This is a genomic window from Stutzerimonas sp. 21-1 (genome assembly GCF_056336065.1).
Genome location: NZ_CM150500.1, coordinates 3,545,862 through 3,563,592, shown reverse-complemented (window position 1 = coordinate 3,563,592; position 17,731 = coordinate 3,545,862). Strand labels below are relative to the sequence as shown.

Here is a 17,731-nt window from a genome sequence, read left to right as displayed (position 1 = left end):
GCTAGGGTTTTTTCCGATCGCTCATCTGTTTGTCATGTTTGCCGTATAGACTCGACCGGTCAGGTTAGGGAGGTGCGACATGCGCAGGGTGGTGTTCAATCAGAAGGGCGGCGTCGGCAAATCCAGCATCGCCTGCAATCTGGCGGCGGTGAGCGCGGCCCAGGGCTACCGCACGCTGCTGGTGGATCTCGATGCGCAGGGCAACTCGACGCATTACCTGACGGGGCTGACAGGCGAGGACGTGCCGACCGGCATCGCCGACTTCTTCAAGCAGGTGCTGGCCAGCGGCCCGGCTGGCAAGAAGGCGCGTCCGCCGATCTTCGAAACCCCGTTCGACAACCTGCACCTGATCACCGCGACCGCCGAGCTGGCCGACCTGCAGCCCAAGCTGGAGGCCAAGCACAAGATCAACAAGCTGCGCAAACTGCTCGACAATCTCGCCGAAGACTACGAGCGGATCTATCTCGACACGCCGCCAGCCCTGAACTTCTACACCGTTTCGGCGCTGATCGCCGCCGACCGCTGCCTGATTCCTTTCGACTGCGACAGCTTCTCGCGCCAGGCGCTGTACGGTCTGCTGGAGGAGATCGAAGATCTGCGCGAGGACCACAACGAGGCGCTGGAGGTCGAGGGCATCGTGGTCAACCAGTTCCAGCCGCGTGCCGCGCTGCCGCAGCAGATGATCGCCGAGCTGCTGGAAGAGGGCCTGCCGGTGCTACCGGTCAACCTGATGAGTTCGGTGCGCATGCGCGAATCGCACCAGGCGTGCATGCCGCTGATCCACTTCGACCCGCGGCACAAGCTGAGCCTGCAGTTCGTCGAACTGCATGATCTGATCGAAAGCTAGCGCGCCACCAGCACGTCGCACGGCGGCTGGTCGAGGAACTGCCGCGTCAGGCTGCCGAGCAGGGCGCTGCTGAGTTCGCCGCGACTGTGCCCGCCCAGCGCCAGCAGCTGCGGATGCAGTTCGCCCAGCGCCGCCTCCAGGCAGTTGTTGCGTTCGCCCTGATGCAGGCTGTAGCTGAGTGTGGCGCGGCTGTCCGGCAGCGTGGCCTGAATATCCTCGATCAGCTGCTCGAACAGTTCGTGCTCCAGCGCCAGCGCGTCGGCATCCGCACCGTGAATCTCGGCCACTTCGTGGATATGCAGGGCGTGCAGCTCGCCGGCGGCTGGCAGCAATCGCCACGCGATCTGCAGCGCGCGGTTGGCGCAGGGTGAGAAGTCCAGGGCGGCGAGCGCGCAGCTGTACGGCTCGACTGCCGGATGGGCTGCCAGCAGCAGCGGCGCCGGGCTGGCCAGCAGGATGCGTTCCAGCGTGGTGCCGGCGAAGCCCAGGCTGGAGTGGCGATGGTGACGGCCCAGTACCAGCAGATCGACCTCCAGCCCCTGTGCCTGGGTCAGTACCTCTTCCACCGGGTGGCCGTGTCGCAGCCACAGTTGCGCCATCGTCGCGCCATTGGCCTGCAGGCGCGCCTGCAGATCGGCGCGCACGCTGGCCTCGTCCTGCGGCTCGCCGCGACTGTCGAGCACATGCAGCAGGCTCAGCCGGGCACCACTCTGCTGCGCCAGCTGCGCGGCGCGGCGCAGGGCGAGGTCGGCTTCTGGGCTGAGATCGTGGGCGACGAGAATGTGCTGAACCATGCTGGCCTCGCGGTGACGGAAAGCGCGAGTATGCCGCGCCCGGCGGGCGCTGTCCCGCGGCGCGCTGCCTCAATGGCGGTGCGCCGTTCGCTGATCCGGCGCAACGGACAGGTGCGGCGAAGGACGCCATGCTTTTGCTGGCAGGTACGCTGCGGCTATGCTTGCCGGCATTCGCAGGAGGGGATGGATGAGCAAGGTCAGTGTGTTGATAGTGGATGATGCGCCGTTCATTCGCGATCTGGTGAAGAAGGGGCTGCGCGGACATTTCCCCGGCATCGGCATCGAGGAGGCCGTCAACGGCCGCAAGGCGCAGCAGATGCTCGGTCGCGAGCGCTTCGACCTGATCCTCTGCGATTGGGAAATGCCGGAAATGTCCGGCCTCGAGTTGCTCACCTGGTGCCGCGCGCAGGAGGGTCTGAAGACCACTCCGTTCATCATGGTGACCAGCCGCGGCGACAAAGAGAACGTCGTGCAGGCGATCCAGGCCGGGGTTTCGGACTACATCGGCAAGCCGTTCACCAACGAGCAGCTGACCAGCAAGGTGCGCAAGGCACTCGGCCGCGCCGGCAAGCTCGACGCGCTGGCGGCCAGTGCGCCGGTGCGCGCGCTGTCGCCCGGGATGGCCAACGACTCGCTGGCCGCGCTGACCGGTGGCAAGGCCGAGGTGGTGCGTCCCGCGCCGGCCGCTGCGCCGATTGCCGCGTCTCCGCTGCTGCAGCCGGCCGCCGCGCCAGCCGCCAGCAAGCCGGCCGCGGCAACCGGTGGCCGCGGGCAGGGCCAGTTGCGTCTGGCGGCCGGTACGCTGGCGTGCGTGATCAAGGCGCTGAGTCTGAAGGAGGCGCTGCTGGTGGTGCGTCGTGGCGAGCTGCTGCCGCAGGTGCTGGAAAGCGCCGTGCTCGACCTGGAGCAGGGCGAGGGTGGCGAGATCGCCCGGCTGAACGGCTACCTGCACGCGGTGGCCGCGCTGGAGCCCAAGCCCGACAGCGAGTGGCTGCAGCTGTCGTTCCGCTTCGTCGACCGCGATGCGCAGAAGCTCGATTACCTGTCGCGTCTGATTGCGCGCGGCACAGCGCAGAAGCACTTCGTACCCGGCGCCTGAGTACGTCGCGCACACTTCGTCGGCAGGCGCCGCGCACAAGCTGACCGGCTTCACACCCCGACGGTCGGTGGCTCGCGGCGCCCTGGCGGCGCTGCTAGTCTTCGCCCTCCAACCGACTTCACGACTAGAACTGCCGTTATGCTGGGGCGTCTTCTTCCTTTGCTCGGGCTATCGCTGCTGGCCTCGCCCGCACTGGCTCTGACCATCTACAAGTACACCGATGCCAATGGCGTGGTGACCTACAGCGACCAGGCTGCGCCCGGTTCGCAGGTGTTCGTCTTCCGCGACCGCATGGTGGAGAAGCTCGACAACCAGGTGAAGCTGGAAACCCGCAAGCATGCGGCCGGTGAAACGCTGGTGGTGCGCAACGACCTGTTCGCCCCGGTGGATATCGAGCTGAAGCTGGAGGGTGTGAGCAATGCGGTGGGTGCCCCGGCCCAGCCGATCCGCTGGGTGCTGCCGCCGCGCAGCCAGATCCGCCTGGCCACGCTGGCGCCGCGCGATGCCAGCAAACCGCTCCGCTACACACCCAAACTGCGCCATGCGCTGGGTGATCCCCGGCTGCTGCCAAAGCCCTACAAGTATCCGCTGCCCTGGCGCGGCGGCCCGTTCCGCCTGACCCAGGGCGCCAACGGCCAGTACAGCCACTTCACGCCCAAGGGGCGGCATGCGGTGGATATCGCCATGCCTGAGGGCACGCCGATCATCGCGGCGCGCGGCGGCATGGTGGTGAAGGTGGAAAACCAGCAGAGCGGGCGTGGTACCAATCCGGCCGGCAACTTCGTGCGCATCCTGCACGACGACGGCACGATGGGCGTCTACCTGCACCTGATGAAAGGCTCGGTGGCGGTGCAGGAAGGCCAGCGGGTGGAAACCGGCACGCGTCTGGCGCGCTCCGGCAATACCGGTAACAGCACCGGGCCGCACCTGCACTTCGTCGTGCAGCGCAACGTCGGGCTGGCCGTCGAGTCGATTCCGTTCGCCTTTTCCCAGCCGGTCGACAGCCTGCCGAATTTCGCGGTGGGCGGCGAGTAACCGAACGCCGCCCCCGGTCGCTATGACTCCTGGCGAAGCACCTTGGCCAGCACGATCTTCGGCCCGCGCATCTTCTTGACCACGATCTGCAGGCCTTCGACCTGCAGTTCCTCGTTTTCCTCGGGAACCCGCTTGAGAGTTTCGTAGATCAGCCCGGCCAGGGTCTCAGCTTCGACATGGTCGAGGTCGACGTTGAGCAGGCGCTCGACTTTGAACAGCGGCGTGTCGCCGCGCACCAGCAGCTTGCCGGGCTGGTAGGCGAGGATGCCGCGCTCGGTCTTGCGATGCTCGTCCTGAATGTCGCCGACCAGCACCTCGAGCACGTCTTCCATGGTCAGGAAGCCGATCACCTTGTGGTCGCCTTCCTCCACCAGCACGAAATGCGCGCCCCCCTGACGGAACTGGTTGAGCAGCACGTTGAGCGGCATGTGCTTGGAGACGCGCTCCAGCGGCCGCAGCAGATCGTGCAGGTCGAAGTGCTCGGCCAGTCGTTCGTCCTCGGCCAGCGCCAGCAGCAGGTCCTTGATGTGCAGCAGGCCGACGTACTCGCCCCGGCTGCTGTCGTACACCGGATAGCGGCTGTACTTGTGGCGGCGGATGGTGTCGAGGATGTCGCCGAGCGGCGCATCGTGCTCCAGCTGCAGCAGGTCCTCGCGGGAGTTGGCCCAGTCGACCACTTCCAGCTCGCTCATCTCCACCGCCGAAGCCAGCACCTGGATCTGCTGGTCGCTCGGATTCAGCGCGCGGTTGGAGTGCAGGATCAGCTTCAGTTCTTCGCGGCTGTAGTGATGCTCATGGTGCGCACCCGGCTCGCCCTGGCCGGCCAGGCGCAGGATGGCGTTGGCGCTGGCGTTGAGCAGATAGATCGCCGGATACATCAGCCAGTAGAACAGGTACAGCGGCACGGCCGTCCACAGCGACAGCAGCTCGGGCTTGCGGATTGCCCAGGACTTGGGCGCCAGCTCGCCGACCACGATGTGCAGGTAGGAAATGATGAAGAACGCGGTGAAGAAGGCGATGCCGTGCACCAGCGCTTCGTTGTCGATGCCGACCAGCGCCAGCAGCGGTTCGAGCAGATGGGCGAACGCCGGCTCGCCCACCCAGCCAAGTCCCAGCGACGCCAGGGTGATACCCAGCTGGCAAGCCGACAGATAGGCATCCAGCTGGTTATGCACGGTGCGCAGGATGTGTCCGCGCCAGCCGTGCTGACTGGCGATGGCCTCCACCTTGGTGGCGCGCAGTTTGACCATGGCGAACTCGGCTGCGACGAAGAAACCGTTGAGCAGGACGAGGAACAGGGCAAACAGAATCAGGCCGAGATCAGCGAAATAGGAGGGTGCAACGTAACTGGGGGAAGGGTCCATGAGGTGTTCTGGGTGACAATGGAGCGCTCAGAATGGGGGCGCCGGGCGGGCTTTTCAACCAACCATCCGACGATCGCGTGGTAGCGCCATGCGATCCGCCGGCTCACCGGCCGTTAGCGCTGCGCGATCTGCGAGGTCGGAAAGTGGCAGGTAAAGGTGCTGCCTTTGCCCGGCGAGCTGTTGATGTCCAGCCGGCCCTGATGGCGCAGCAGTACGTGCTTGACGATCGCCAGGCCGAGACCGGTGCCGCCGGTATTGCTCGCGCGGCTGGAGTCGACGCGATAGAAGCGCTCGGTCAGCCGCGGCAGGTGCTTGGGCTCGATACCCAGGCCCGAATCCTCCACGCTCAGGTGCGCGCCGGCCTCGTTGCTCCACCAGCGGATGTGAATATCGCCGCCGCCAGGCGTGTATTTCACCGCATTGAACACCAGATTGGAGAACGCACTGCGCAGCTCGGCCTCGCTGCCCTTGAGCCACAGGGCGGCATCGGCGTCGAGGCTGATGCGGTGCGCGTGGCTGCCGGAAAGCGCGCGCGCGTCGCTGGTGATCGATTGCAGCAGCGGCGCGACGGCAATCGGCTGGTTGTCGGTCGGCCGGTTGCTGGCTTCGAGCTTGGCCAGCAGCAGCAGGTCGTTGATCAGGTGCTGCATGCGATCGGTCTGCTGGTTCATCTGCTGCAGCGCGCGTAGCAGGCGCGGATTGATCTGCTCAGGGTTGTCCAGCAACGTCTCCAGATAGCCGGCAATCACAGTCAGCGGCGTGCGCAGCTCGTGGGAGACGTTGGCGACGAAGTCCTTGCGCATCTGCTCGAGCTGATGCACCCGCGTGACGTCACGCACCACCAGCAGGCGTTCGCTGTTGCCGTAGCGGGTGATGGTGATCTGCAGGCGCAAGCGGTCGTTGACCGGCGCCGGCAACTCCAGCGGTTCGTCGTACTGGTCGCCCTCGAAGTAGTCCTTGAAGCGCGGATGGCGCACCAGGTTGGTGATCGGGTGGCCGATGTCCTGCGGTTTCTTTAGACCGAGCAGGCGGTCGGCGGCGATGTTCCACCATTCCAGGTTGCCGTCGCTATCGAGCATGATCACCGCGTCCTTGAGCGCGGCGGTGGAGCCCTGCACGCGGTCGATAACCGCCTGCAGCTGGCCGCGCAGGCGCAGGTCGCGGCGTTGCAACTGGTAGAGGTTGTCGAACACCTCGCCCCAGACGCCGGCGGCATCGGGTGGCGGCTGGTCGGCATCCTTGCGCTGCAGCCAGTGCTGCAGGCGGCGCAGCTGATGGAAGGTCCAGCCCAGATAACCGCCCAGACCGAGCACGAGCATCCAGGCGTATTCGCCAGTGACCAGCCCGAGCAGAAGGCAGGCGCCCAGCAGGAGCAGGAGACGGCGGACGAGCGTGCCTTGCCAGTTCTGGTTCAACCGAGAAGCTCCATGCGGACGGTAGGGTGGCGGTGAGGTGTCAGACCTTGCTGGAGAAGCGGTAGCCGGTGCCGCGTACGGTCTGGACCAGGTTCTCGTAAGCCTCGCCAAGCGCCTTGCGCAGTCGGCGGATATGCACGTCGACGGTGCGCTCCTCGACATAGACATTGCCGCCCCAGACCTGATCCAGCAGCTGGCCGCGAGTATAGGCGCGCTCCTGGTGCGTCATGAAGAACTGCAGCAGACGGTACTCGGTCGGGCCCATCTCGGCCGGCTTGCCGTCGATGGTGACGCGGTGGCTGATCGGGTCCAGCAGCAGGCCGCCAACCTCGATGGGCGCCTCGCTGTCGGTCGGCGCGGCGCGGCGCAGCACGGCCTTCAGGCGCGCTACCAGTTCGCGGGGGGAGAACGGCTTGGTGATGTAGTCGTCGGCGCCGACTTCCAGACCCTGGATCTTGTTGTCCTCTTCGCCCTTGGCGGTGAGCATGATGATCGGGGTGTCGGCGGTCAGCTCGTCGCGCTTCAGGCGCCGCGCCAGCTCGATGCCGGAGGTGCCGGGCAGCATCCAGTCGAGCAGGATCAGGTCGGGCTGGCGATCGATGATCAGCGCATGGGCCTGCTGGCTGTTCTCCGCCTCCAGGCATTCGTAGCCGGCCATTTCCAGGGCGACGACGATCATCTCGCGGATCGGCGCCTCGTCGTCGACGATCAGTATGCTCTTGCCGTTCATGGTCACGCCTCGGTCATTCTGTCGCTCGGCATTAGATAACGGAATTATTGCAGCGATGTGACAGCACGAGGGCAGCGGCCGGCGGCGTTCGCCGGCGTGCCATCAAAGCGCTATTGATTGGCTATTTTTTGCGCGATAGCGGCCTGTTTACCGCACGATCACGCACATTGACTCAGCGCAGTTCAGCCCGCCTTGAGTGCGTAATCCGCCACGATGCCGGCGAAGATCGCCAGACCGGCCCAGTGGTTGTGCAGGAAGGCGGCAAAACAGCGCTGGCGGTCGCGCGAACGGGTGTAATGGAATTCCCACAGGTAGCAGGCGGCGGCGAGTGCCAGGCCGAGGTGGAACCACTGCCCCAGCTCGAAGCGCGCGCCAGCCAGCAGCAGGCAGAACAGCATCAGGCCCTGCAGGCCGAGGATGATCACCCGATCGGCATCGCCGAACAGGATGGCGGTGGAGCGGATGCCGATCTTCAGATCGTCCTCGCGGTCGGCCATGGCGTAGTAGGTGTCGTAGGCCACCGTCCACACCACGTTGGCGACGAACAGCAGCCAGGCCTCCGGCGGCAGCGTGCCGCGGGTGGCGGTGAAGCACATCAGGATGCCCCACGAATACGCCGCACCGAGCACCACTTGCGGGTAATAGGTGTAGCGCTTCATGAATGGATACAGCGAAGCGACCGCCAGCGCGCCGAACGACAGCCAGACGGTGAGCGCGTTGGTCAGCAGCACCAGGCCGAAGGCCAGTGTCACCAGCACGGCGAACAGTATCCAGGCCTCGCGCACGCGGATGCGCCCGGTGGCCAGCGGGCGGTTGCTGGTGCGCTGCACGTGGCCGTCGAAATTGCGGTCGGCGAAATCGTTGATCACGCAGCCAGCGGCGCGCATCAGCACCACGCCGGCGCTGAAGATGAACAGATGCTTGAGGCTCGGCAAGCCCTCGGCGGCGATCCACAGCGCGGTGAGGGTCGGCCACAGCAGCAGGTAGATGCCGATCGGCTTGTCCATGCGTGTCAGCTGGATGAAGTCCCAGGCGCGTGGGTGCAGGCGATTGCACGATTGCAGGAGTTTCAGATACATCGGCGGTCTCCGTGCGGAAGATGACGAATCAGGCGCGGGCAGCGCGGCTCATGGCGCGATGCTGGCGGCTTGCCAGAGTTCGGGCAGGAATACCTCCGCCACCAGCACGCCGAGGTGCTCCCGGCTGAAGCGCGAGCGGCGCGCCCACAGGTCGCGCTGGCGATGCTCCGGCGGCAGCCAGGCGGCGGGGTAGCGGCAGGCCTCTAGCGTGCCGCGGGCGAACGCCGGATCGCTGAACAGCAGTTCGCCGAGCGAGCGACTGCCGAGGCCCTGCAGGTCCATGCCGGAACGCTCCAGCGCGGCGCGTGCGGCGACGCTGCGGGCGAACACCCAGGGCCGGCCGTGGCCGCACAGGTAGACTTCGCGCACCCAGCCCTGGCTCCCGGACGCCACCCCGAGCGCGACGCACTCGTCGTCGCGCAACGGCTCCCAGGCCTGGTGCAGCGGGATCACGCTGAAGGCGCCGGCGGCCAGCTCGGTCAGGCGACGGGTCAGCGAGCCCTTGTCGACGTAGAGCCAGTCATGCTGCAGCGGATCGAGCGGTGTCGGCAGTTGGTTGGCGGTCAGCCAGGTGTGGAGTTCAGGCACGGGCGATAGAGGGTGCGATTCAGGAAAGGCGGGGAGTCTAACAAGAAAGCCGGCAAGCGCGCTGGCTGCGCCGGTTGCGCTGGTTGTCGATCTTGGTTACAACCCTGCGCATGCCCAGCACGGATTGTCCGCCATGCCCGACTCGATGATGAACGGCTCGATGATGAACGATAGTGCGGTGTACAAGACACTGCTGGAATCGACCAAGGCCATTCCCTGGAAGATTGACTGGGCCACCATGACGTTTGCCTACATCGGCCCGCAGATCGAAACCCTGCTGGGCTGGCCGCAGGGCAGTTGGCTGAGCGCCAATGACTGGGCCGAGCGCATGCACCCTGAAGACCGCGAGTGGGTGGTGAATTTCTGTGTGGCGCAGTCCCAGTCAGGCCTCGACCACGAGGCCGACTATCGCGCTCTGACCCACGACGGCCGCTATGTGTGGATTCGCGATGTGGTGCATGTGCTGCGCAATGCCGCGGGCGAGGTCGAAGCGCTGGTCGGCTTCATGTTCGACATCAGCGAGCGCAAGCAGACCGAGCAAAAGCTGTTGCAGCTGCAGAAGCAGCTGGAAGAACTCTCCTATCAGGACGGCCTTACCGGCGTGGCCAACCGGCGCATGTTCGATAACCGCTTCCAGATGGAATGGAGCAACGCCCAGCGCACCAGTCAGCCGCTGTCGCTGATCCTGTTGGATATCGACTACTTCAAGCAGTACAACGATCACTATGGTCATGTGCGCGGCGACGATTGCCTGAAAAGCGTTGGCCAGGCCCTGAGCGGTGCCGCCGTGCGCCCGCGCGATCTGCTGGCCCGTTATGGCGGTGAAGAGTTTGTCCTGTTGCTGCCAGAGACCGACGCCCAGGCCGCGGCCCAGGTTGCCGAGCGCTGTCGTCAACTGATTCGCGGGCAAAATATCCAGCATGCCCACTCCCAGGTCGCACCGCAGCTGACGATAAGTCTGGGCGTCGGCACCCTCATCCCGGGCCCGTTCGACCAGCCCCACGCGTTTCTCGAAAGGGTGGATCGCCTGCTCTACAAGGCCAAGCATCAGGGGCGCAACCAGGCGGTACTGGCGTAGCCCGAAGGCGATCCGCCCAGCGCGCCAGGGTGGATGTAAACGACATCCACCCTACGTCCATCCGTTCCAGCCTTCGGGTTTACGCCCAGCCTTCCAGGCGCATGGTGGCGCGCACCAGGCGTTGTTCTTCCTGTTCGATCTCCCGCAGGTTGTCGCGAATGCCGTGCACGTGGTCGCGTGCGGCGCGTTGCGCCTGGTCGGGCAGGCGTTCGGTGACCGCGTGGAACAGCCGCGAGTGCTGGCGGTCGATCTGCCGCTTCTGCACCGGGCGGTGATAGAGGTTGTTCACCGAGGCGAACACGGTGGACAGCATCAAGTCGGTGAGCGACTGCAGGGTGTGCACCAGCACCGGATTGTGCGAGGCCTCGCAGATGGCCAGGTGAAAGGCATGATCCAGGCGCGCATGTTCGCGCGGGTCGGCGTCCTGCTCGTCGGAATGGGCGGCGAGCATCTCCTCGTAGCGCCGGCGCAACAACACGAAATCGGCATCGGTGCCGCGCAGCGCGGCGAGTCGCGCCGATTCGCCTTCCAGTAGCGCGCGCACTTCCAACAGGTCGTACAGCGTGCGCGGCTGCGAATTGAACAGGTGCATCAGCGGGCTGGCATCGCGCTTGTCCGACAACTGGGCAACGAAGGAGCCGCGCCCCTGCGCCGTCTCGATGATCCCGCGCCCGCGCAGCACGCGCAGACCCTCGCGCAGGGCCGAGCGGGAGATGCCGAGTTTCTCGCACAGGCGCCGCTCCGAAGGCAGTGCCTGGCCGGCTTTGAGCACGCCATCGACGATCAGGCGCTCGATCCGCTCGGCGACCACGTCGGCAACTTGACGACGGTCATTGTTCTTTTCGCTCAACATGCAGGTGCTCTCCCTGCTGGTAGGACCAGTTTGCGGGCAGTTTACCCTGAGTGGCCTCTTACGTGCAGAAATGGCGGCTTGACTGGTATTCAGGTAGTGCCTGAGCGCCTACCACTACAGAAACTGGTAGGACCAGTTGGTGCGGGCATGGACGACCTTGCATCGCGCAGGCTAAACATGCGGCATCTCACCGCAGCGGCCGTGCTGGGGTGACCGTACGAGAGCGGCGAATCTGCATGAATATCCTCTACGACGAACGCGTCGACGGCGCGTTGCCCAAGGTCGACAAGACCGCGCTGCTGGCCGAACTGCAGCGCGAGCTGCCGGATCTGGAAATCCTCCATCGCGGCGAAGACCTCAAGCCGTACGAATGCGACGGCCTGTCGGCCTACCGCACCACGCCGATGCTGGTGGTGCTGCCCGAGCGTGTCGAGCAGGTCGAAACACTGCTCAAGCTCTGCCACCAGCGCGGCGTGCCGGTGGTCGCCCGCGGCGCCGGTACCGGTCTGTCCGGCGGTGCGCTACCGCTGGAGCAGGGCATCCTGCTGGTGATGGCGCGCTTCAACAAGATTCTCGAAGTCGATCCGGTCGGGCGCTTCGCCCGCGTCCAGCCCGGCGTGCGCAACCTGGCGATTTCCCAGGCCGCCGCGCCCTACGAGCTGTACTACGCGCCGGACCCGTCGTCGCAGATCGCCTGTTCGATCGGCGGCAACGTCGCTGAGAACGCCGGCGGCGTGCACTGCCTGAAGTACGGCCTGACCGTGCACAACCTGCTCAAGGTGGAAATCCTCACCGTCGAAGGCGAGCGCATGGTGCTCGGCTCGGACGCGCTGGACTCGCCGGGCTTCGACCTGCTGGCGCTGTTCACCGGCTCCGAGGGCATGCTCGGCATCGTCACCGAGGTGACCGTCAAACTGCTGCCCAAGCCGCAGGTGGCCAAGGTGCTGCTGGCCGCGTTCGACTCGGTGGAGAAGGCCGGGCGTGCGGTGGGCGACATCATCGCCGCCGGCATCATCCCCGGCGGGCTGGAGATGATGGACAACCTGTCGATCCGCGCTGCCGAAGACTTCATCCACGCCGGCTACCCGGTGGATGCCGAGGCGATCCTGCTCTGCGAACTGGATGGCGTCGAAGCCGACGTGCACGACGACTGCGCGCGTGTCAGCGAAGTGCTGAAGCTGGCCGGCGCCACCGAAGTACGCCTGGCGAAAGACGAAGCCGAGCGCGTGCGTTTCTGGGCCGGACGCAAGAATGCCTTCCCGGCGGTCGGGCGCATCTCGCCGGACTACTACTGCATGGACGGCACCATCCCGCGGCGCGAGCTGCCGGGCGTGCTCAAGGGCATCGCCGAGCTGTCCGAGCAGTTCGGCCTGCGCGTGGCCAACGTGTTCCACGCCGGCGACGGCAACATGCACCCGCTGATCCTCTTCGATGCCAACCAGCCCGGTGAGCTGGAGCGTGCCGAAGAGCTCGGCGGCAAGATCCTCGAACTCTGCGTGAAGGTCGGCGGCAGCATCACCGGCGAGCACGGCGTCGGCCGCGAGAAGATCAACCAGATGTGCGCGCAGTTCAACAGCGACGAACTGACCCTGTTCCACGCGGTGAAGGCGGCCTTCGACCCGAGCGGCCTGCTCAACCCTGGCAAGAACATCCCGACCCTGCACCGCTGCGCCGAGTTCGGCCGCATGCATATCCACAACGGCGAACTGCCCTTCCCCGAACTGGAGCGCTTTTGATGACGGTTTCATTCGATGCCAGCGAGCAGTTGCTGGAACAGGTCAACCAGGCGCTGGCGAGCAAGACCCCGCTGCGCATCCAGGGCAGCGGCAGCAAGGCCTTCCTCGGTCGCGCGGTCGAGGGCCAGTTGCTCGACGTGCGCGCCCATCGCGGCATCGTCAGCTACGACCCCACCGAACTGGTGATCACCGCGCGTGCCGGCACCCCGCTGGCCGAGCTGGAAGCCGCGCTGGATGCCGCCGGGCAGATGCTGCCCTGTGAGCCGCCGCATTTCGGCGAAGGCGCCACGGTCGGCGGCATGATCGCTGCCGGGCTGTCCGGCCCGCGCCGGCCGTGGAGCGGTTCGGTCCGCGATTTTGTCCTCGGCACGCGGATCATCACCGGGCAGGGCAAGCACCTGCGCTTCGGTGGTGAGGTGATGAAGAACGTCGCCGGCTACGACCTGTCGCGCCTGATGGCCGGCAGCTTCGGCTGCCTCGGCGTGCTCACCGAAGTCTCGCTCAAGGTGCTGCCCAAGCCGCGCCAGTGCACCAGCCTGCGGCTCGAGATCGATCTGGAGCGCGCGCTGCTCAAGCTCGCCGAGTGGGGCCAGCAGCCGGTGCCGATCAGCGCGGCCAGCCATGACGGGCGATTCCTCAACCTGCGCCTGGAAGGCGGCGAAGGTTCGGTCAACGCCGCGCGCGAGCGCATCGGTGGCGACGATCTGGACGCCGGTTACTGGAGCGAGCTGCGCGAGCAGCGCCTGGCCTTCTTTGCCGACGCACGGCCGCTGTGGCGGCTGTCGCTGCCGAACAACACGCCGGCGCTCAACCTGCCGGGCGAGCATCTGGTGGACTGGGCCGGCGCCCAGCGCTGGCTAAAGACCGATGCCGATGCGGTGACCGTACGCGGCATCGCCGTCGAGGTCGGCGGCCACGCCAGCTGCTTCACCGCGGGCGCGACGGCCAATCCGTTCCAGCCGCTGTCCGCACCGCTGCTGCGCTATCACCGCCAGCTCAAGGCCGCGCTCGACCCGCAGGGGATCTTCAACCCCGGCCGCATGTATTCCGAGGTCTGACGACGTATGCAAACGAATCTGAGCGAAGCCGCCAAGCAACTGCCGCGCGCCGAGGAAGCCGAGAGCATCCTGCGCTCCTGCGTGCACTGCGGTTTCTGCAACGCCACCTGCCCGACCTATCAGTTGCTCGGTGACGAGCTGGACGGCCCGCGCGGGCGCATCTACCTGATGAAGCAGATGCTCGAAGGCGGCGAGGTGACCGAGAGCACCCAGCTGCACCTGGACCGCTGCCTGACCTGCCGCAACTGCGAAACCACCTGCCCGTCCGGGGTGAAGTACCACAACCTGCTGGACATCGGCCGTGACTTCATCGAGCGCCAGGTGCCGCGTTCAACCGGCGAGCGCCTGCTGCGTAGCGGCCTGCGCACGGTGATTCCGCGTCCGGGCCTGTTCAAGGCGCTGCTGAGCACCGGCAATGCGCTGAAACCGCTGATGCCGGCCTCGCTGAAGGACCACCTGCCGCGTGAGATCCGCCCGGCCAAGCCGCGTCCGCAGGTGCTGCACCAGCGCCGCGTGCTGATGCTCGAAGGCTGCGTGCAACCGAGCCTGTCGCCGAACACCAACGCCGCTGCCGCACGCGTGCTCGACCGTCTGGGCATCAGCGTCACGCCAGCGCGTGAAGCGGGCTGCTGCGGCGCGGTGGATTACCACCTCAACGCCCAGGACGCCGGCCTCGACCGCGCACGGCGCAACATCGACGCCTGGTGGCCGGCCATCGAAGCCGGCGCCGAAGCCATCGTGCAGACCGCCAGCGGTTGCGGGGCCTTCGTCAAGGAATACGGCCACCTGCTCAAGGATGACCCGGCCTACGCGGCCAAGGCCGCGCGCGTCAGCGAGCTGGCCAAGGACCTGGTCGAGGTGCTGCGCAGCGCCGAGCTGGAAAAGCTCGACGTGCGCGCCGACAAGCGCATGGCCTTCCACTGCCCGTGCACCCTGCAGCACGCACAGAAGCTCGGCGGCGCGGTCGAAGACGTGCTGACCCGCCTCGGCTTCCAGCTCACCGCGGTGCCCGATGCGCACCTGTGCTGCGGCTCGGCGGGCAGCTATTCGATCACCCAGCCAGAGATTTCCCACCAGCTGCGTGACAACAAACTCAATGCACTGGAGAGCGGCAAGCCGGAGGTGATCGTCACCGCCAACATCGGCTGCCAGACCCACCTGGATGGCGCCGGCCGCACGCCGGTGAAGCACTGGATCGAAGTGGTCGAGGAATCGATGGGCTAACGGTGGAACAGGCTGCGCCGTTTTCCACCCTACGACGCGCGAGTCGTAGGGTGGACATCTCGCGCAGCGAATGTCCACCGAGCCATTCCGGCCATCCCGCCGCGCGCCAACCGAACAACCGAAATACGCAGACAGGAGAATCGAGATGAAAAGCAAAGCCGTACTGAGCCAGACCGAAGTCGCCACCATCCTCGCCGCCGCCCGTGCCGAAGCGCAGGCCAATGGCTGGGCCGTGACCATCGTCGTCGCCGACGACGGCGGCCATCCGCTGGCGCTGGAGCGTCTGGACGGCTGTGCGCCGATCGCCTCCTACATCGCCACGGAGAAGGCCCGCAGCTCGGCCCTCGGTCGCCGCGAAACCAAGGGTTACGAGGACATGGTCAACAATGGCCGCAGCGCCTTCCTCTCCGCGCCGGTGGTCTGCTCGCTGGAAGGCGGCGTGCCGGTAGTGGTCGACGGCCAGGTCATCGGTTCGGTCGGCGTGTCCGGCGTGACTGCCGCGCAGGACGCGCAGATCGCCAAGGCGGGCGTCGCCGCCCTCGCTCACTGAATCAGGCACAAGGAGAACAACAGATGTCCGAGCGCGTAACCCTGGGCCGCCTGCAGGTCGCGGCCAACCTCAAGCGTTTTGTCGAAGACGAAGTCCTGCCGGGCACCGGCATCGACGCCGCCGCCTTCTGGAGCGGCCTGGACCAGCTCGCCCACGACCTGGCGCCGAAGAACCGTGCCCTGCTCGCCGAGCGCGATCGCCTGCAGCTCGAACTGGACGCCTGGCACAAGGCCAATCCGGGTCCGATTCAGGACATGGCCGCCTACCGCACCTTCCTCGAATCCATCGGCTACCTGCTGCCGGTGCCGGGCGAGGTGAAGATCGACACCGCCAACGTCGACATCGAGATCGCCACTCAGGCCGGCCCGCAGCTGGTGGTGCCGATCATGAACGCCCGCTATGCGCTGAACGCCGCCAACGCCCGCTGGGGCTCGCTGTACGACGCGCTGTACGGCACCGACGCCATCTCCGAAGAGGGTGGTGCGCAGAAGGGGCCGGGCTACAACGAAGTCCGTGGCGCCAAGGTCATCGCCTACGCGCGCAACGTGCTCGACCAGGCCGCGCCGCTGGCTGAAGGCAGCCACGCCGACGCCACCGCCTACCGCGTGCAGGACGGTCAGCTCAAGGTGACCCTGGAGAACGGTACCGTCACCGGTCTCCAGCAGCCGGAGAAGTTCGTCGGCTTCCAGGGCGAGGCAGTCGAGCCCAAGGCCGTGCTGCTGAAGAACAACGGCCTGCACATTGAGATCCAGATCGATCCGAACAGCCCGATCGGCCAGACCGACCCGGCCGGCGTGAAAGACCTGCTGATCGAAGCCGCGGTCTCGACCATCCTCGACTGTGAGGACTCGGTCGCCGCGGTGGACGCCGACGACAAGGTGCTGGCCTACCGCAACTGGCTGGGCATCGTGCAGGGCACCCTCAGCGAGGAAGTCGCCAAGGGCAATTCCAGCTTCGTCCGCCGCCTCAACCCGGACCGCGAGTACAGCGCGCCGAACGGCGGCACGCTGAAGCTGCACGGCCGTTCGCTGCTGTTCATCCGCAACGTCGGCCACCTGATGACCAACCCGGCGATCCTGCTCGAAGACGGCAGCGAGATCCCCGAAGGCATCATGGACGGCGTGTTCACCAGCCTGATCGCCAAGCATGACCTGGCGCGCAAGGGCAACTCGCGCACCGGCAGCTTCTACATCGTCAAACCGAAGATGCACGGCCCTGCCGAAGTCGCCTTCGCCGACGAGCTGTTCGGCCGCGTCGAGGACCTGATCGGCGTGCCGCGCTTCACCCTGAAGATGGGCATCATGGACGAGGAGCGCCGCACCAGCGCCAACCTCAAGGCCTGCATCGCCGCCGCCAAGAGCCGCGTGGCGTTCATCAACACCGGTTTCCTCGACCGCACCGGCGACGAGATGCACACCTGCATGGAAGCCGGCCCGGTGCTGCGCAAGGGCGACATGAAGAACACCCCGTGGATCAAGTCCTACGAGCGCAACAACGTGCTGGTCGGCCTGGCCTGTGGTCTCGCCGGGCGCGCGCAGATCGGCAAGGGCATGTGGGCCATGCCGGATCTGATGGCTGCCATGCTCGAACAGAAGATCGGCCATCCGAAATCTGGCGCCAATACCGCCTGGGTTCCGTCGCCCACCGGCGCGACCCTGCACGCACTGCACTACCATCAGGTAGACGTGCAGGCGGTGCAGCGCGAACTGCAGAAGGTCGACCTGGCCGCCGAGCGCGAGCAGCTGCTCAATGACCTGCTGACCATCCCGGTGGTCGCCGCGGACAAGTGGAGCGCCGAAGAGAAGCAACAGGAGCTGGACAACAACTGCCAGGGCATCCTCGGTTACGTGGTGCGCTGGGTGGAGCAGGGCGTCGGTTGCTCCAAGGTGCCGGACATCCACGATGTCGGCCTGATGGAAGACCGCGCCACCCTGCGTATCTCCAGCCAGCACATCGCCAACTGGCTGCACCACGGTGTGGTGACCCGCGAGCAGGTGCAGGAAACCCTGCAGCGCATGGCCAAGGTGGTCGACCAGCAGAACGCCGGTGACCCGCTGTACCGCCCGATGGCGCCGGACTACGCCAAGTCCATCGCCTTCCAGGCAGCCAGCGACCTGGTGTTCAAGGGGCGCGAGCAGCCGGCCGGTTACACCGAGCCGCTGCTGCACCAGTGGCGCCAGCGCTTCAAGGCGGCCAATCCGGCCTGAAGCGAGCCATGAACGGCAAGGCGGGAGCTTGTCTCCCGCCGGTACAAGACAGGAGCCCCGGACGCCGATTTTTG

At 66.3% G+C, this 17,731-nt stretch carries 16 protein-coding genes; 9 read left to right on the top strand and 7 right to left on the bottom strand.

The annotated features are described in order from the left end of the window. Positions 1–79: 79 nt before the first annotated feature. Positions 80–847 carry a ParA family protein gene (locus tag AC0ZJQ_RS17135; protein ID WP_008569574.1) on the top strand — a complete coding sequence of 256 codons (768 nt, stop codon included), beginning with the start codon at positions 80–82 and terminating at the stop codon, positions 845–847. Here AC0ZJQ_RS17135 and AC0ZJQ_RS17130 read toward each other — a convergent pair. Further along, the gene (locus tag AC0ZJQ_RS17130; protein ID WP_476476986.1) at positions 844–1,641 is read right to left on the bottom strand and encodes a universal stress protein; all 798 of its coding nucleotides are present in this window, start codon (positions 1,639–1,641) and stop codon (positions 844–846) included. The genes AC0ZJQ_RS17135 and AC0ZJQ_RS17130 overlap by 4 nt on opposite strands. A 187-nt stretch (positions 1,642–1,828) precedes the next feature. Here AC0ZJQ_RS17130 and AC0ZJQ_RS17125 point away from each other — a divergent pair, with 187 nt between their 5' ends. Together AC0ZJQ_RS17125 and AC0ZJQ_RS17120 are read left to right on the top strand one after the other, a co-directional pair. Then, positions 1,829–2,740: a response regulator gene (locus AC0ZJQ_RS17125; RefSeq protein ID WP_008569576.1), complete on the top strand. Its 912-nt coding sequence runs from the start codon at positions 1,829–1,831 to the stop codon at positions 2,738–2,740. Between the two features lie 138 nt (positions 2,741–2,878). Continuing rightward, positions 2,879–3,775 carry a peptidoglycan DD-metalloendopeptidase family protein gene (locus AC0ZJQ_RS17120; RefSeq protein WP_008569577.1) on the top strand — a complete coding sequence of 299 codons (897 nt, stop codon included), beginning with the start codon at positions 2,879–2,881 and terminating at the stop codon, positions 3,773–3,775. 20 nt (positions 3,776–3,795) lie between these two features. Here AC0ZJQ_RS17120 and AC0ZJQ_RS17115 read toward each other — a convergent pair whose 3' ends face one another. The 5 genes from AC0ZJQ_RS17115 to AC0ZJQ_RS17095 all read right to left on the bottom strand — a co-directional run bounded on the left by AC0ZJQ_RS17115 (position 3,796) and on the right by AC0ZJQ_RS17095 (position 8,951). Next, positions 3,796–5,139 carry a hemolysin family protein gene (locus AC0ZJQ_RS17115; RefSeq protein WP_008569578.1) on the bottom strand — a complete coding sequence of 448 codons (1,344 nt, stop codon included), beginning with the start codon at positions 5,137–5,139 and terminating at the stop codon, positions 3,796–3,798. A gap of 113 nt (positions 5,140–5,252) precedes the next feature. Continuing rightward, positions 5,253–6,554, bottom strand: a complete 1,302-nt coding sequence (gene phoR / locus AC0ZJQ_RS17110) for a phosphate regulon sensor histidine kinase PhoR (protein WP_102827915.1) — start codon at positions 6,552–6,554, stop codon at positions 5,253–5,255. A gap of 40 nt (positions 6,555–6,594) precedes the next feature. Then, on the bottom strand, positions 6,595–7,284 hold the full coding sequence (gene phoB / locus AC0ZJQ_RS17105; protein ID WP_008569580.1) for a phosphate regulon transcriptional regulator PhoB: 690 nt from the start codon (positions 7,282–7,284) through the stop codon (positions 6,595–6,597). 182 nt (positions 7,285–7,466) lie between these two features. After that, the gene (gene ubiA, locus AC0ZJQ_RS17100; protein WP_008569581.1) at positions 7,467–8,363 is read right to left on the bottom strand and encodes a 4-hydroxybenzoate octaprenyltransferase; all 897 of its coding nucleotides are present in this window, start codon (positions 8,361–8,363) and stop codon (positions 7,467–7,469) included. A gap of 48 nt (positions 8,364–8,411) precedes the next feature. Continuing rightward, positions 8,412–8,951, bottom strand: a complete 540-nt coding sequence (locus tag AC0ZJQ_RS17095; RefSeq protein ID WP_008569582.1) for a chorismate--pyruvate lyase family protein — start codon at positions 8,949–8,951, stop codon at positions 8,412–8,414. Between the two features lie 133 nt (positions 8,952–9,084). On the opposite strand from AC0ZJQ_RS17095, the gene AC0ZJQ_RS17090 reads away from it, so the two are divergent. Continuing rightward, positions 9,085–10,029, top strand: coding sequence for a sensor domain-containing diguanylate cyclase (locus AC0ZJQ_RS17090; protein WP_242683859.1), 945 nt, complete (start codon positions 9,085–9,087; stop codon positions 10,027–10,029). A 79-nt stretch (positions 10,030–10,108) separates the two neighbouring features. On the opposite strand, the gene glcC is transcribed toward AC0ZJQ_RS17090, so the two are convergent. Continuing rightward, a complete protein-coding gene (gene glcC, locus AC0ZJQ_RS17085; RefSeq protein WP_008569586.1) occupies positions 10,109–10,882 on the bottom strand; it encodes a transcriptional regulator GlcC in 774 nt (257 codons plus the stop codon). A 236-nt stretch (positions 10,883–11,118) separates the two neighbouring features. On the opposite strand from glcC, the gene glcD reads away from it, so the two are divergent. The 5 genes from glcD (at position 11,119) to AC0ZJQ_RS17060 (ending at position 17,657) form a co-directional block, all read left to right on the top strand. Beyond that, positions 11,119–12,618 carry a glycolate oxidase subunit GlcD gene (glcD, locus tag AC0ZJQ_RS17080; protein WP_476476985.1) on the top strand — a complete coding sequence of 500 codons (1,500 nt, stop codon included), beginning with the start codon at positions 11,119–11,121 and terminating at the stop codon, positions 12,616–12,618. Continuing rightward, entirely contained in the window at positions 12,618–13,676 is a 1,059-nt protein-coding gene (gene glcE, locus AC0ZJQ_RS17075; protein ID WP_234302876.1) for a glycolate oxidase subunit GlcE, read from the top strand. The genes glcD and glcE overlap by 1 nt, the downstream gene beginning before the upstream one ends. 6 nt (positions 13,677–13,682) lie before the next feature. Continuing rightward, positions 13,683–14,900 carry a glycolate oxidase subunit GlcF gene (gene glcF / locus AC0ZJQ_RS17070; protein WP_213661948.1) on the top strand — a complete coding sequence of 406 codons (1,218 nt, stop codon included), beginning with the start codon at positions 13,683–13,685 and terminating at the stop codon, positions 14,898–14,900. A gap of 145 nt (positions 14,901–15,045) precedes the next feature. Continuing rightward, positions 15,046–15,450, top strand: a complete 405-nt coding sequence (locus tag AC0ZJQ_RS17065) for a heme-binding protein (RefSeq protein ID WP_008569589.1) — start codon at positions 15,046–15,048, stop codon at positions 15,448–15,450. A 23-nt stretch (positions 15,451–15,473) separates the two neighbouring features. Next, positions 15,474–17,657, top strand: coding sequence for a malate synthase G (locus tag AC0ZJQ_RS17060; protein ID WP_008569590.1), 2,184 nt, complete (start codon positions 15,474–15,476; stop codon positions 17,655–17,657). The last annotated feature ends 74 nt before the right edge of the window (positions 17,658–17,731 follow it).

Excerpts from the sequence above, each read along its gene's own strand:
- AC0ZJQ_RS17135 (WP_008569574.1), top strand. The coding sequence starts at position 80 with ATGCGCAGGGTGGTGTTCAATCAGAAGGGCGGCGTCGGCAAATCCAGC.
- AC0ZJQ_RS17130 (WP_476476986.1), bottom strand. The coding sequence starts at position 1,641 with ATGGTTCAGCACATTCTCGTCGCCCACGATCTCAGCCCAGAAGCCGAC.
- AC0ZJQ_RS17125 (WP_008569576.1), top strand. The coding sequence starts at position 1,829 with ATGAGCAAGGTCAGTGTGTTGATAGTGGATGATGCGCCGTTCATTCGC.
- AC0ZJQ_RS17120 (WP_008569577.1), top strand. The coding sequence starts at position 2,879 with ATGCTGGGGCGTCTTCTTCCTTTGCTCGGGCTATCGCTGCTGGCCTCG.
- AC0ZJQ_RS17115 (WP_008569578.1), bottom strand. The coding sequence starts at position 5,139 with ATGGACCCTTCCCCCAGTTACGTTGCACCCTCCTATTTCGCTGATCTC.
- phoB (WP_008569580.1), bottom strand. The coding sequence starts at position 7,284 with ATGAACGGCAAGAGCATACTGATCGTCGACGACGAGGCGCCGATCCGC.
- ubiA (WP_008569581.1), bottom strand. The coding sequence starts at position 8,363 with ATGTATCTGAAACTCCTGCAATCGTGCAATCGCCTGCACCCACGCGCC.
- AC0ZJQ_RS17090 (WP_242683859.1), top strand. The coding sequence starts at position 9,085 with ATGCCCGACTCGATGATGAACGGCTCGATGATGAACGATAGTGCGGTG.
- glcC (WP_008569586.1), bottom strand. The coding sequence starts at position 10,882 with ATGTTGAGCGAAAAGAACAATGACCGTCGTCAAGTTGCCGACGTGGTC.
- glcD (WP_476476985.1), top strand. The coding sequence starts at position 11,119 with ATGAATATCCTCTACGACGAACGCGTCGACGGCGCGTTGCCCAAGGTC.
- glcE (WP_234302876.1), top strand. The coding sequence starts at position 12,618 with ATGACGGTTTCATTCGATGCCAGCGAGCAGTTGCTGGAACAGGTCAAC.
- glcF (WP_213661948.1), top strand. The coding sequence starts at position 13,683 with ATGCAAACGAATCTGAGCGAAGCCGCCAAGCAACTGCCGCGCGCCGAG.
- AC0ZJQ_RS17065 (WP_008569589.1), top strand. The coding sequence starts at position 15,046 with ATGAAAAGCAAAGCCGTACTGAGCCAGACCGAAGTCGCCACCATCCTC.
- AC0ZJQ_RS17060 (WP_008569590.1), top strand. The coding sequence starts at position 15,474 with ATGTCCGAGCGCGTAACCCTGGGCCGCCTGCAGGTCGCGGCCAACCTC.